A 13095-nucleotide genomic window follows, 5' to 3' on the forward strand; every position below is an offset into this window, starting at 1 on the left:
AAGGAGTTGAACAGCTTGAATATATCTATGATTGTGGCTATGGGGAGGGGAAATGTTATTGGCAAAGATAATAAAATGCCATGGAACTTACCTGCTGACCTTAAATACTTTAAAGATACAACCATGGGACATGTGGTTGTTTGCGGTAGGAAAACTCTCCTGTCCATGAATGGACCTTTAAAAGGAAGAAAGAACATAGTTCTAACAAAGGATAGGGATTTCACTTATCCTGGTTGTGAGATATTGAACTCTGTAGAAGAATTACTGAGGATTTATGATAAGAAATCTCAAGAGATTTTCATTATAGGTGGTGCTAAAGTATATGAGCAATTTCTACCACTTGCCAACAAGCTCTATATAACTTATATAGATGAGGATTTTGTAGGGGATACCTATTTTCCAGAGTTTTCCCTAAAAAAATGGGTGTTAGTATCAGAGAGGGATGGTATTACCAACGAGACAAATCCATATAAGTACATTTTTAAGGTATATCAAAGATTGGATGAGCAAAGATAATACATTAAAACCTGGAATACTATTGAAGGCTTCAAACCTAAAAGTTTAATTATTTATTAATCAATTACTAGAGGATATATTTATCCTGTGTTGAAGTATATTATCAGTAAAAATATTTTTGGTTTGGGGGAATTACCACAATGAAATTAGTAGTGCAACAAATTGTAAAGAGTTATGGGGAAAAAGAAGTATTGAAGGAAGCTAGTTATACTTTTGAATGAGTTGCCACGCATTCACGTGACTTCCGTCATGAGTTAGTGGCAACATATGTTGCTTAAAATAGATCCTATATTATTACAAATACAAGAATTATACATATACATATGTTAACATATAATTAAAGGATGTGACGTATGGGAAAAGTTATTTATGGAAGAGGGTATGTTTATACTATCCAGTATCACATAGTTTGGTGTACTAAATATAGACACAAAATACTACAAGGAAAAGTAGAAAAGACTCTAAAAGAGATAATTAAACAGATTGCACAAGACAATCAGTTCAGGATAGAAGAAATAGAAACTGATTTAGACCATATTCATCTACTTATAGATTGTAGCCCTCAACATTATATTCCCAATATAATCAAAGCATTAAAGGGAGTAAGTGCAAGGTTACTATTTAAAGCTCATCCAGAAATAAAGAAACAGCTCTGGGGTGGGCATTTGTGGAATCCTAGCTACTTTGTAGCCACTGTATCAGAAAATACACAGGAGCAAATAAGGGAATATATAAGAGGCCAAAAGACTAAATAGAAAGGGAGGCGAACCATGGTGTTAAAGGCATACAAGTATAGAATATATCCAAATAAAGAGCAAAAAGAGCAACTAGCTAAAACCTTTGGGTGTGCTAGATTTGTGTATAACTACTACTTAGCCGAAAAAATAAAGCTGTATGAAGACAAACAAGAATCTCTGTCTAAAATAGATTGTAACAACCATCTAAACAGAGAACTAAAAAAAGAACTGATATGGCTTAAAGAAGTAGATAAGTTCGCCTTAACCAATTCTATTTACAACCTGGATACTGCTTATCAGCATTTCTTTAGAAGAGTTAAACAAGGAAAAGATAAGACAGGATTTCCTAGATTTAAAAGTAGACATAGCAATAGATTAAGCTACACAACTAATTTTACAAATAACAACATAAAAATTGATTTCTCAGATAATAAAATTAAGTTACCTAAACTTAAATGGATAGAAGCCAAAGTTCACAGAGAATTTGATGGAAAAATCAAGTCTGCAAACATAGTTCAAAACTCAAGCGGAAGATATTATGTGAGTATTCTTGTGGATACAGAAGCAAAAGATCTACCACTACCGAAAGTAGATAAGACTATAGGGTTAGACTTAGGAATCAGTAATTTTCTGATAGACAGTGATGGAAATACAATTTCTAATCCAAAAAACCTACATAAACATGAAAGAAAACTGGCTAAACTACAAAGGCAATTAGCCAAGAAACAAAAAACTAGTAACAATAGAAACAAGATGAGAATCAAGGTGGCCAGGCTTCACGAAAAGATATCAGATACCAGGAGGGATTTCTTACATAAACTGTCTAAGCAAATTATCAACGAAAACCAAGTTATAGTTAGTGAAGACTTAAATGTAAGAGGAATGGTAAGGAATCATAAACTAGCTAAAGCAATATCAGATGTGTCATGGTCAGAATTCACTAGACAACTAGAATATAAAGCTAACTGGTATTGCAGAACTTACGTCAAGATAGACAGGTTATTCCCATCTAGTCAGCTATGCTCTCATTGTGGATTTAAGAACACAAAAACCAAGAGTCTATCAGTTAGAGAATGGACTTGTGATAATTGCGGAAATGAACATAATAGAGATATAAATGCCAGTAGGAATATACTGCAAGAAGGCTTGCGAATGTTAGCATAACAAAAAACAAAACATGTAGGGTAGGAGCTATCCGAATTAACGCCTGTGGAGAATGCGATGCAGTAAGGTCGGTCTGAGAAACAGGAAATTCTAGTAGTGATACTGGAAGCCTGCGAATTCATTCGTGGGAGGTTCACAAAGGGAAAATCTACGGGTTGCTAGGTAAAAATGGCGCTGGAAAAACCACGCTTTTAATTGTATTGGAAGCGACTTGAGCTACGATTTTATGGAATGGGTGGTAGTGTAGCAGATGAAAATGGGTTATGTTACTTTCCTGAATTAGAAGGTAAATTACCGATGATTCTTAGCTTGAAGGCTGAGAAAAAGTAAATTATACAAAGAATAGTAGAATGTTCAACAAACATTTTACTATTCTTTTGTTGTATAAATACTATGTTTGAAAGGGTCTTAGTTCTTTACTTTAGGGTTTGATGTTCTATAAAATAAATATGAGACTTTGTATATTAGTATAATAGCTAACTTGTGTAAAATTATTGCAAACTAATATTAAATGTGCTTGAGATATAGCCATTTAGAATATATAATTATTCAATAGGCATTTATTAATGACCACTATATAATACTTGTAACATATTAGGAGTGATTAGATGGACTGGTTAAAAAAGTTTATGGTAGGAAGATATGGAAGCGATCAGCTTTCTATTTTTTTAGTTGTATTATCATTAATTTTGACAATAATAGGTCTGCTAGCTGGTATATCATTTATGATTAGTTTAAGTTATGTGCCATTGTTTTTTGCTGTTTACAGAATGTTTTCTAAAGATGTACAAAAACGTAGTATGGAGAACTATAAATTTGCCATATTTATGAGTCCAATTTACTCTAAGTTTAAAAAATATCAAAAACGGGCAAAAGACACAAAAACGCATAAATATTTTAAGTGTAATTCATGTAAAACCACCCTACGGGTTCCAAAGGGTAAGGGGAAAATAATGATTACATGTCCTAGATGCAAAACAAAAGCTGCTAAGAAAACTTAAATGTCATAGATGTTAAAAACGTCGCATTAAGGGAGAGACTACTGAGATGAATATAATTAGAAAGTTATTAGGTAAACTCTTATATTCAATAACTAAGGCATTATCTGCAATAATGGGTACTTTAATACAAGGAACAGAATCTTTAGTGTTATTTGTAAAAAGCATTACAAAAGGCTGTTTTGCTTTACTAAGTATGGGTGGTTGCTTATTGTTTATATTTTTTGCGACCTGGGGTCTTAGAATACTAGCTGACCCAATAGGACTTGCTTTTGTGTTGACTTTACTACTATTTCCTATCTTAGGGGCTAGGTTTGTAGCCTTCATGAAGTATCAAAAATATATTATAACTGAATTTTTATTTAACCTTTCAAATCACCTTATAGATGGGAAAAAATATCAGTATAAACCTTTCAGTGAGTACAAGATGGCGTATAAAAATGCAGAGCAAGAACGTATAAGAGAAGAGCAACGTCGCTATTATGAACAGCAAAGGGAATGGGGAGAAAGATTTAAGCAACAGTGGCAGCAACAACACTCCCAAGGGCAAGGAAGTCAAGGTAATTATGGTAGTTATGGGGGACAGGGGAATTATGGGCAAGGCTTTATGAATTCTACAGTGGATTTTAAGAATAAATATGAAAAAAGTTGTGATACACTAGGTGTGCCATATAACGTCCATAAAGATCAAGTTAAATTAGCATATAGGAGAAAGGCAAAAGAGTTCCATCCAGACTTGAGCAAAGCTCCAAATGCTACAAAGATGTTTCAGGAAATTACTGATGCAAATCAGTTCTTAAATGATGAAAATATACAAAGGTACAAAAATTATTTATAAAAGCATAAATAAACCAGTACTTCATAAGAAGTCTGGTTTATTTTATACGTCATTATTCTTTTCATGGATTGTCTCGTATTAATAAGAATTTATGCAAGCTTTTTAGTAAAATTGTCCAAAGAAATGGAAATGTTCTCAAGCTCACTAGATAATGACTGCACAAGTTGTGTTTGATTCTTTGACGAAATAGTATGTTCTTCTATGTTCTCTGAGATATCTAAGATAATGTTTTGAATGGTTTTCAGTATATCATCTATTTGGCTAACTGAGGTTGCAGTACCGTCTGCTAGTTTTCTAACTTCACTGGCCACTACATTAAAACCTCTACCTTCATTTCCTAATCTTGCTGCTTCTATGGAGGCATTTATACCTAGTATATTAGTTTGTTTAGAAATACTTTGGATCAATTCAATGATATGATTTGTCTTCATTACATTATCCTTGGCATTTGATATATTCTCGTTTAATCCTTCTACTGTTTCTTCTTGTTTTTTAGCTGAAAGGGAAATTTCTTCTAAAGCTGCTGAGGATTCCTGTAGACTATTGTTGATACTATTAGCCAAACTATTCATGTTATCCATGAATTTTTTTCGTTCATATTCTGAAACTATGACATGACTTGCTATCATAGCAATTGGTTTCATCAAATGTGGATCGCCACTAATTCCTATGGCGCCGATACAAACACTATTAGAATGAATACCTACACTAAATCCAGGCCGAGTGCCGCTCATGGTTTTAGTCATTTCTTCGGTTATGGCAATATGTTCAACTTTGCCAGATACTATATCCTTTGCACCAGTGTGAATTGTCCCCAGTCTTTCAGGCTGAGTTGTAGCGATAATCATACCACCTTCGCCAAAAATATGTGCATTTTGGTTTGTTTCCTGATGAATTAACTCAACTATTCCTTGAGCGAACTGAGTATCAATCATATACAACGTATAACCCCCTTTTTTATTAAATACTGATATGTATTAATAATTCTACGTCGGACATAAAATTCCTTTACTTAGGGCATATTATATGTTTAATAGTTTGTGATAAAAGGTTATTATATAGTTAGCAACATAAATAAAAGTAAAGGTTTTAAAAAGGGGGGCTATTACTCAATGGGAGAATATGTGCACTACTATCTTATGGGGTTTAATACACTGGGGTTTGTATTAATGTACATAGATAAACAAAAGGCTATAAGAAATAAATGGAGGGTAAAAGAAAATACCCTGATATTTATTGCGTTGATTGGAGGAAGTTTAGGGTTATACCTAGGGATGAAATTGTTTAAACATAAAACAAGACACGCAAAATTCAAACTTGGAATTCCTATTATAATATTTTTTCAATTATTGCTGATTTACCTATATTAGCTTTGACTGCCTTTCCCGTGCTTGTTAAACCCTTAAAATTATAGTAAAATATACTATAATTTCTAAAAAAAAATCGGGACAGGCGTTATGTAGGTAGGGTGCTGGAAATATTAACTCAATGTAAGTACGGATATTTCAGCTAGAAATAAGTGTAAGAGCTAGAAGTGTTAAAGAAACATTTCTAGCTTTTTTAAGACAGGGTTATTTTTCTATAAATCTGTTTAACGTGTAAGTAAAACTAAAGGTATGAATAAGTTGTTATCATATTGTAAGTAAGTAAGTAAGGAGTGATATTTTGGCTGAATATAAAAAAGAACTAAAGATAGAAAGTAACTATTTAGATGAGACCCTTGCAGTTATTGAGAATAAACTTGAACAAGAATTAGATAATATTGCTATAAAAAGAGAGAACCTAATTGCAGCTAGAAGAGATATGTATGATAGCACACCACACTCTTCACAGGATTTTGAACAAATAGTTGAAATGGTTCAACAGTTGAGTCCCTTACAAACACAAACCCATGATTACGAGGCCACAGCAAAAAGAATTAGAAAATATGAAAAGCTTTTGGACTCTCCATATTTTGCAAGGGTAGATTTTTCTGAAGAAGGCCTAGAGAAAGAAAGTATTTATATAGGTCTTGCTAATCTAATGGATGATAAGACATATAACATTTATGTTTATGATTGGAGAGTGCCCATATCCAGTATCTTTTACCGCTATGAGCTGGGAGATGTTAGCTACAACTCACCCTCGGGCACTATAAAAGGTGAAGTTACTCTGAAACGGCAGTATGAGATCAAAAATAGCAAGTTAGAGTACTTTTTTGATTCTAGCGTAAATGTAATTGACGATATATTAAAAAAAGCATTGTCAGGCAACACATCATCGAAAATGAATACAATAGTTGAGTCTATCCAGAGAGAACAAGATATTATTATCCGTGACATAGACAATGACTTAGTAATTGTCCAAGGGGTTGCAGGGAGCGGAAAGACCTCTGTGGCTTTACATAGAGTAGCATTCCTCATGTATCAAGGACTCACAGAAAAACTTAAATCAAATAATATTGTACTTATCTCACCGAATTATCTGTTCGGTCAGTATATATCTAATGTATTGCCAGAGCTCGGTGAAGAAAACATTGCAACTCTTACATTTGAAGATCTATTTACAACTATTTGTGGAAACATTGTTGATATAAAAAGCAGAACGGCACTACTTGAAAAGATAATATCCACTGATGATATCAAGAAAAAAGAGCTTCTAAAAGCAAGTATTCAATTCAAATTGTCTAAAGAGTTCATTACTATATTAGACAGGTTTATACAGCATTTTGAACGAAAAATGATAGATTTTACGGACATACATTATAATGGCCAGTGTGTGGTAACCAGAGACCTACTTAAGGCAGACATACTGAAGAAAGAGAAAAAATCAGTTCCAATTGAAAAAAGACTTGAACAAATTAATACTAAGATAACAAACAGACTGCAGGAATTAAGGAAAGGTAGACTAAAAAAACTAGAAAAGTTTGTACATGAACACACAGACCACCCATTCCATGAAAAAGCCTTTGCAAGGTTACTGTCTTTAAAGGAGAGTATACCTTTAAGAAAAACAATAGATAAGTTTACCAAGATAGATTATTTACCTCTATATAAGAAACTATTTGCAGACAAGGATTTGTTTTATCGCTTAGGACGGGGACTTAACTTGCCTGAGGATATAGAGCAAATACTTAATGAAACTAACAAAAATTTAGGTGAGGAAGAATTATCCTACGAGGATGCCATGGGGTTTATATGCTTAAAATTAAAGATGACTGGATTAAAAACCCATAGGGATATAAAACAGGTAGTTGTAGATGAAGCCCAGGACTATTACCCAATACATTTTGAAATATTAAAGCTATTGTTTAAGGATGCAAAGTATACAGTTGTGGGTGATGTAAATCAGACTATAGAAAAGCAAACAGATATCTCTAGCTATGAGCTTTTGAAATCAATTTTAAAGAAACAAAAATCTACTACCGTATATATGAATAAAAGCTTTAGGTGTTCCCATGAAATCAACACCTTTAGTTCAAGATTCGTAGACAGTGATATCCATATAGAGAGCTTTGATAGGCACGGTGAAATGCCTAACATAGTGCATAAAGAATCGGTATCTGTACTTGATAATACAGTAGTAGAAGATGTCAAAAAAAATCAAAGTGAAGGCTATAGATCAATTGCAATCATATGCAAGAGTATGACACAGGCAACAAAACTGTATGAGAGTATAAAAGATAAAATAGATGTACAACTAATAAGCGAGTATTCCTCTGATACAACTGATGGGATTATTATAGTGCCTATCTATATGGCTAAGGGTCTTGAATTTGATTCGGTGCTGGTTTATGGTGTGGATGATAAAAATTTTAAGGCAGATGATGATAAGAATCTTTTGTATATAGCATGTACTCGAGCTTTGCATAAGCTATCATTGTACTATACAGGCGAAATAAGTAAATTTTTGATATAATATGCTTGCTCCTTTTAAAAAACCTTCCTAATTCTAAAAGGAAGGTATTTTTTTTTCTGTATTCGCAAAAATTATTACTAGACGTAGATAGATTTATAAATCAGACTAGATTGTAAATCTAAAGAGAATTGAAAGGAGAATTATATGAAAAAGTTAGGTTTACTACCCAAACTCCTCATAGGTATTGTTTTAGGTATAGTCATTGGAACATTTAGAATTGAATTACTAACAAGGCTTTTAGTAACATTTAGTGGAATTTTTGGGAGTTTCTTAGGTTATATCATACCATTACTTATTATAGGATTTGTTGCGCCAGGAATAGCAGAATTAGGAGGTAAAGCAGGTAAGCTCTTAGGTTTGACTGCTGGCATAGCCTACCTTTCCACAGTGATAGCAGGGACACTGGCCTTTTTTAGCGCATCTTTAATTCTTCCAGGCATTATTACCCAAGGAAGAGAAACGGTGGCAGAAGGATTGGCAGCAACACCGTATTTTGAACTTTTAATACCACCAATAATGGGGGTAATGGCAGCACTTGTCACTGCATTTATGCTAGGACTAGGGATGGCAGCAATTAAAGGTGATACCATGCTTCACTTCATGCAAGAATTCCAACAAATTATTCAAAAGGTTATCGAAACAATAATAATTCCTCTGTTACCAGTTCATATTGCGGGGATTTTCGCTAGAATGGCATACTCAGGAGAAGTAGCGGAGACATTGGCGGTATTTGGTAGAGTATTTGTGTTGGTAATAGGAATACACATTGCGTATATAGTATTCCAGTATTTGATTGCTTCCACTATTACTAAAGTGAACCCCTTTGTGGCACTTAAAAATATGTTGCCTGCTTATTTCACAGCAATAGGTACACAGTCATCAGCAGCTACTATCCCAGTAACAGTAAGAAGCACAAAAAACAACAAAGTCACTGATGAAGTAGCTGAATTTGCAGTTCCTTTATGTGCCACAATACATTTAGCAGGAAGCACCATAAGCTTAACCATATGTGCCATAGCTGTTATGGCTTTGGAAGGTCTAAGTCTGAACTTTGCACAAGTATTTCCATTTATCTTAATGCTTGGAGTAACCATGGTAGCGGCCCCAGGTGTACCAGGTGGAGCTATAATGGCTGCTGTAGGATTGCTGGAGACTATGCTTGGATTTACCGATGGCCAAGTAGCATTGATGATGGCACTATATATTGCTCAAGATAGTTTTGGAACTGCTGCAAATGTAATAGGTGATGGCGCCATAGCCCTCGTTGTTAATAAGTTTGCAAGAAGCAAAGAGGTATAAGTGAAAACTCCCAGACTAGGGAGTTTTTTTCCTATTAAATTGGCAGTAATACTGGTTGGGCTCTTTGAATAGTATATGGGTATGAGGTGATAAAGTATGAAAAAGATCCCCGTTAGTAAAGAAAACTTAATTATACTAGGTTACATGTTTGCAATTCCTGGTCTTAAGTTGATTTATTTTTTTCTAAATAGAATTCCTCGACCGGCGGTAAATGTTTTAATCTGGGTCGATTCTTATATTCCATTGTTACCTGTTTTTGTTGTGCCATATATAATTTTTTATCCCTTTGTGCTATGTTGTTTGATTTTCTTGTTTTTGCGAGATCGTAAGACTTACATACATGTGGTAAAAGCTTACTCAGTAGGTCTTATAGTATGCTACCTTACTTACTTGTTATTCCAGACTACAGTGCCACGACCAGAACTGGTTCATGGGGATATTTTTTCTAAAATACTTGGATTTATATATCATATAGATGAACCATATAACGCTCTTCCCAGCATCCATGTACTTGGTACCATGTTAACTATGTTGGGATTAAAAGAAGCTAAAATAGATAGCATATACATGAAAAGCATAGGGTGGTTAATTATTGTCTCAACCATGTTTGTCAAACAGCATGGCATATTAGATGTCGTGACTGGACTTGGCCTTAGCTACGGTGTCTATAGTCTAACAACAACACAAGCTAGTTCGAAACATCAAATTTCTCAGTGAGGGGAGAAGGATCTCCCTAGCTAGATTAGATTTGTAACCTAGGAGGATATTCACCCAAATATATAGAATAGTTACTTGGTAGTGTATAAATAATTTAGGAGGGATCTTCTTGAAAATAAACCACATAGCTTTATATACCAATGATTTAGAGGGACTGAAAGATTTTTATAAAAAGTACTTTAATGGGAAACCCAACCAGATGTATCACAATGAAAATACCGGATTAAAAACATATTTCTTGACCTTTGAAAATGACTGTAGACTTGAGATTATGACCCGGCCTAACGTCAAAGAATTAAGTAGAGATCTTATAAGTTCAGGTTTTATCCACTTGGCCTTTAGCACAGGGAGTAAAGAAGGAGTAGATAGCCTAACCAAACGATTAGAGCAAGATGGTTTTAAAATCCTAAGTGGACCAAGGACCACAGGAGACGGATACTATGAAAGTTGCGTACTAGACCCCGATGGAAATCAAATAGAAATAGTAGCATAAAAGAGCATTATGATATACTCCCCTTATATTTCACAGTTAAACAATATGACTGTCTAATATAAGGGGAGTTTCTTTGAAAAATTAAGAAATTTTGTAAAAAACTAAAGGATTTTGTCACATATTTGTAGAAGTAAATGAGTAGAAATTAAAGATTGCATTTTGGTTTCTATCAAACATATGGGGTATTTAAAAAAGGGCAAAGGAGGGGGATGATGTGATCGAATGGCTCACTGAAGTTTTAGTATTTGAGAAGGTATATTGGTATTTAGCCATCCCATTTACGGTACTGTTAGTTATACAGCTTATATCTACTTTTGTAGGATTAGGCGGTAATAGTGACTTAGATGGGGGAGATGACGGTGGGGATATCGGAGACGATGGTGATATTGAGCCGGGGTTTAGGATACTAACAGTCAGAAATTTAGTTACTTTTTTCGCAGTATTTGGCTGGTCAGGAATAACATTTTCTAGCTTAGGTTTTGGGCAAGTAATTACAGCATTGATATCTACTATACTTGGTATCATTATGCTACTAGTTGTGTCAGCGCTTTTTTATTTCATTATTAAGCTAGCATATAGTGGCACCATGGATATTCAACGTGCTGTAGGAGCCACAGGAGAAGTTTATCTTCCCATTCCTGCTAACAGAAGTGGAGTAGGGAAAGTGAATATTACATTCCAAGGATCCTTTAGGGAGCTTGAGGCCATGACAGATGAAGGCAGAAAGATTCCAAGGGGAGCCATGATTACAGTTAAGGCTGTGGTCAACAACAGTATTTTATTAGTAGAAAAAACAAATAAGGGGGAATTTTAATGGGTTTTGATTCAGGTTCAGGATATGCAGTTATTCTGATAACTGTAATTGTAATAGTTATATTTGGAACTATTACAGCGCTTTTTAGTAGATATAAAAAGTGTCCATCAGACAAAATTTTAGTGGTTTATGGTAAGGTTGGAAAAGTGGGGGATGAAAATAGATCTTCTAAGTGTATCCATGGAGGGGCGGCCTTTATATGGCCAGTTATCCAGCACTATGAGTTTCTAGATCTTACACCTTTATCCATAGAGGTTAATCTTCAAAAAGCCTTAAGTAAGCAAAACATCAGGGTAGATGTACCATCGAGGTTTACAGTAGGTATTTCCACTGAACCTGGTGTTATGCAAAACGCTGCCGAAAGGTTATTAGGCCTTGGGCTTACAGAAATACAAGAACTATCAAAGGATATTATCTTTGGACAGTTAAGACTTGTAATTGCAACAATGGACATTGAAGAAATTAACACAGACAGGGATAAGTTTCTAGAAGCTGTTTCAAGCAATGTGGAAACAGAACTTAAAAAAATTGGTTTGCGTCTGATTAACGTTAACGTTACAGATATCAACGACGAATCAGGCTACATAGAAGCATTGGGTAAAGAAGCTGCTGCAAAAGCAGTCAACGATGCTAAAAAGAGTGTTGCAGAAAAGGATAGAGATGGAGCCATTGGTGAAGCTAAGGCTAGAAGAGATCAAAGGGTACAGGTTGCTGAAGCTGACGCCACTGCTGTTGAGGGTGAGAATAGATCTAGGATCACTGTAGCTAACTCTGAAGCAGAGAAAAGAGAGAAAGCCGCTGAGGCAGAAAGAAGAGCAAGTGCTGCGGAAAAGGTTCAATCTGCCAAGGCATTAGAAGAAGCATATTTAGCAGAGGAAGAAGCTGAAATATCAAGGGCTAGAAGAGAAAAAGCAACTAAAGAAGCTGATGTACTTGTTCATGCAGAAGTTGAAAAGAAAAAGCTGGAAATTGAGGCAGAAGCCCAAGCTGAAGAGTTTAGAAGGATTGCCCGTGGTGAAGCAGATGCTATATTTGCTAAAATGGACGCTCAAGCTAGGGGTACTAAAGAGATGCTTGAAAAACAAGCTGAAGGTTTCCAAAGACTAGTAGAAGCAGCGGGAGGTATTCCTGAAAAAGCTGTAATGATGATGATCGCCGATAGGTTGCCAGAGCTAGTTAAGATACAAGTTGAAGCTATTAAAGGTATCAATATCGATAAAGTTACTGTATGGGACAGCATGGGTGGTGGAAAAGACGGAAAACCAGCTACTGCAAACTTCCTATCAGGAATGATGCAATCCCTGCCACCATTACAAGATGTCTTTAATAGTGCCGGTTTAGACTTACCTAAGTATCTTTTGCAAAGCAAAGAAGATGATACTGCCAAAAAAGAATCTAAATCACAGGAAATGGTAGAGAATAACGAAGAGTAAATTTTGTTTATGAGCATAATTCTATAAAAAAACCTTACATGTTAGTTGGGAAACTAAACATGTAAGGTTTTCTTTTTTTAGAACACTTTAAGATATTGCTAGTGTATATACAGGCAATGTAACACAAACAAGTGAAATTCATAGTATACATTGAATAGGTAAACTAAGATAGCATGGTAAAGGAGGGAA

At 34.7% G+C, this 13095-nt stretch carries 15 protein-coding genes; 14 read left to right on the plus strand and 1 reads right to left on the minus strand.

The genetic code is table 11. The features are described 5' to 3' along the window. Positions 1 to 15: 15 nt before the first annotated feature. The 7 genes from HYG86_RS11880 (at position 16) to HYG86_RS11905 (ending at position 4253) form a co-directional block, all read left to right on the plus strand. Positions 16 to 516: a dihydrofolate reductase gene (locus HYG86_RS11880; RefSeq protein WP_246451762.1), complete on the plus strand. Its 501-nt coding sequence runs from the start codon at positions 16 to 18 to the stop codon at positions 514 to 516. 353 nt (positions 517 to 869) lie between these two features. After that, positions 870 to 1271 (plus strand): IS200/IS605 family transposase, encoded by a 402-nt coding sequence (tnpA, locus tag HYG86_RS11885; protein WP_213165780.1) that lies wholly within the window; start codon positions 870 to 872, stop codon positions 1269 to 1271. An 18-nt stretch (positions 1272 to 1289) separates the two neighbouring features. Continuing rightward, positions 1290 to 2417 carry an IS200/IS605 family element RNA-guided endonuclease TnpB gene (gene tnpB / locus HYG86_RS11890; protein ID WP_213169252.1) on the plus strand — a complete coding sequence of 376 codons (1128 nt, stop codon included), beginning with the start codon at positions 1290 to 1292 and terminating at the stop codon, positions 2415 to 2417. Positions 2418 to 2572: 155 nt separating this feature from the next. After that, the gene (locus tag HYG86_RS18205) at positions 2573 to 2632 is read left to right on the plus strand and encodes a hypothetical protein (RefSeq protein ID WP_246451965.1); all 60 of its coding nucleotides are present in this window, start codon (positions 2573 to 2575) and stop codon (positions 2630 to 2632) included. Next, entirely contained in the window at positions 2613 to 2747 is a 135-nt protein-coding gene (locus tag HYG86_RS18295) for a hypothetical protein (RefSeq protein WP_281391276.1), read from the plus strand. Before HYG86_RS18205 ends, HYG86_RS18295 begins: the two co-directional genes overlap by 20 nt. Before the next feature lie 278 nt (positions 2748 to 3025). Then, positions 3026 to 3418: a hypothetical protein gene (locus HYG86_RS11900; RefSeq protein WP_213165781.1), complete on the plus strand. Its 393-nt coding sequence runs from the start codon at positions 3026 to 3028 to the stop codon at positions 3416 to 3418. 46 nt (positions 3419 to 3464) lie between these two features. Then, positions 3465 to 4253, plus strand: a complete 789-nt coding sequence (locus tag HYG86_RS11905; RefSeq protein ID WP_213165782.1) for a DnaJ domain-containing protein — start codon at positions 3465 to 3467, stop codon at positions 4251 to 4253. A gap of 89 nt (positions 4254 to 4342) precedes the next feature. Here the strand turns inward: HYG86_RS11905 and HYG86_RS11910 are convergent, their stop codons facing one another. After that, positions 4343 to 5188 (minus strand): methyl-accepting chemotaxis protein, encoded by an 846-nt coding sequence (locus tag HYG86_RS11910; protein ID WP_246451966.1) that lies wholly within the window; start codon positions 5186 to 5188, stop codon positions 4343 to 4345. A gap of 177 nt (positions 5189 to 5365) precedes the next feature. Between HYG86_RS11910 and HYG86_RS11915 the strand changes: the two genes are divergently transcribed. From HYG86_RS11915 to HYG86_RS11945, 7 genes are all read left to right on the plus strand, one after another. Beyond that, positions 5366 to 5623, plus strand: a complete 258-nt coding sequence (locus HYG86_RS11915) for a DUF1294 domain-containing protein (protein WP_213165784.1) — start codon at positions 5366 to 5368, stop codon at positions 5621 to 5623. A gap of 295 nt (positions 5624 to 5918) precedes the next feature. Continuing rightward, complete coding sequence (locus HYG86_RS11920; RefSeq protein WP_213165785.1) at positions 5919 to 8150, plus strand: HelD family protein; 2232 nt, start codon at positions 5919 to 5921, stop codon at positions 8148 to 8150. Positions 8151 to 8294: 144 nt separating this feature from the next. After that, positions 8295 to 9449: a dicarboxylate/amino acid:cation symporter gene (locus HYG86_RS11925; RefSeq protein WP_213165786.1), complete on the plus strand. Its 1155-nt coding sequence runs from the start codon at positions 8295 to 8297 to the stop codon at positions 9447 to 9449. Positions 9450 to 9545: 96 nt separating this feature from the next. After that, the gene (locus tag HYG86_RS11930) at positions 9546 to 10166 is read left to right on the plus strand and encodes a phosphatase PAP2 family protein (RefSeq protein WP_213165787.1); all 621 of its coding nucleotides are present in this window, start codon (positions 9546 to 9548) and stop codon (positions 10164 to 10166) included. 109 nt (positions 10167 to 10275) lie between these two features. After that, complete coding sequence (locus tag HYG86_RS11935; RefSeq protein WP_213165788.1) at positions 10276 to 10659, plus strand: VOC family protein; 384 nt, start codon at positions 10276 to 10278, stop codon at positions 10657 to 10659. A 214-nt stretch (positions 10660 to 10873) separates the two neighbouring features. Further along, complete coding sequence (locus HYG86_RS11940) at positions 10874 to 11473, plus strand: hypothetical protein (RefSeq protein WP_213165789.1); 600 nt, start codon at positions 10874 to 10876, stop codon at positions 11471 to 11473. Next, positions 11473 to 12906, plus strand: a complete 1434-nt coding sequence (locus HYG86_RS11945) for a flotillin family protein (protein ID WP_213165790.1) — start codon at positions 11473 to 11475, stop codon at positions 12904 to 12906. Before HYG86_RS11940 ends, HYG86_RS11945 begins: the two co-directional genes overlap by 1 nt. The last annotated feature ends 189 nt before the right edge of the window (positions 12907 to 13095 follow it).

Origin of the sequence: Alkalicella caledoniensis, from assembly GCF_014467015.1 — a bacterium.
GTDB lineage: Bacteria > Bacillota > Proteinivoracia > Proteinivoracales > Proteinivoracaceae > Alkalicella > Alkalicella caledoniensis.

Bases quoted from the DNA above. Each gene is read 5' to 3' on its own strand.
- tnpA (WP_213165780.1), top strand. From the start codon at position 870: ATGGGAAAAGTTATTTATGGAAGAGGGTATGTTTATACTATCCAGTAT.
- HYG86_RS11900 (WP_213165781.1), top strand. From the start codon at position 3,026: ATGGACTGGTTAAAAAAGTTTATGGTAGGAAGATATGGAAGCGATCAG.
- HYG86_RS11905 (WP_213165782.1), top strand. From the start codon at position 3,465: ATGAATATAATTAGAAAGTTATTAGGTAAACTCTTATATTCAATAACT.
- HYG86_RS11910 (WP_246451966.1), bottom strand. From the start codon at position 5,188: ATGATTGATACTCAGTTCGCTCAAGGAATAGTTGAGTTAATTCATCAG.
- HYG86_RS11915 (WP_213165784.1), top strand. From the start codon at position 5,366: ATGGGAGAATATGTGCACTACTATCTTATGGGGTTTAATACACTGGGG.
- HYG86_RS11925 (WP_213165786.1), top strand. From the start codon at position 8,295: ATGAAAAAGTTAGGTTTACTACCCAAACTCCTCATAGGTATTGTTTTA.
- HYG86_RS11930 (WP_213165787.1), top strand. From the start codon at position 9,546: ATGAAAAAGATCCCCGTTAGTAAAGAAAACTTAATTATACTAGGTTAC.
- HYG86_RS11945 (WP_213165790.1), top strand. From the start codon at position 11,473: ATGGGTTTTGATTCAGGTTCAGGATATGCAGTTATTCTGATAACTGTA.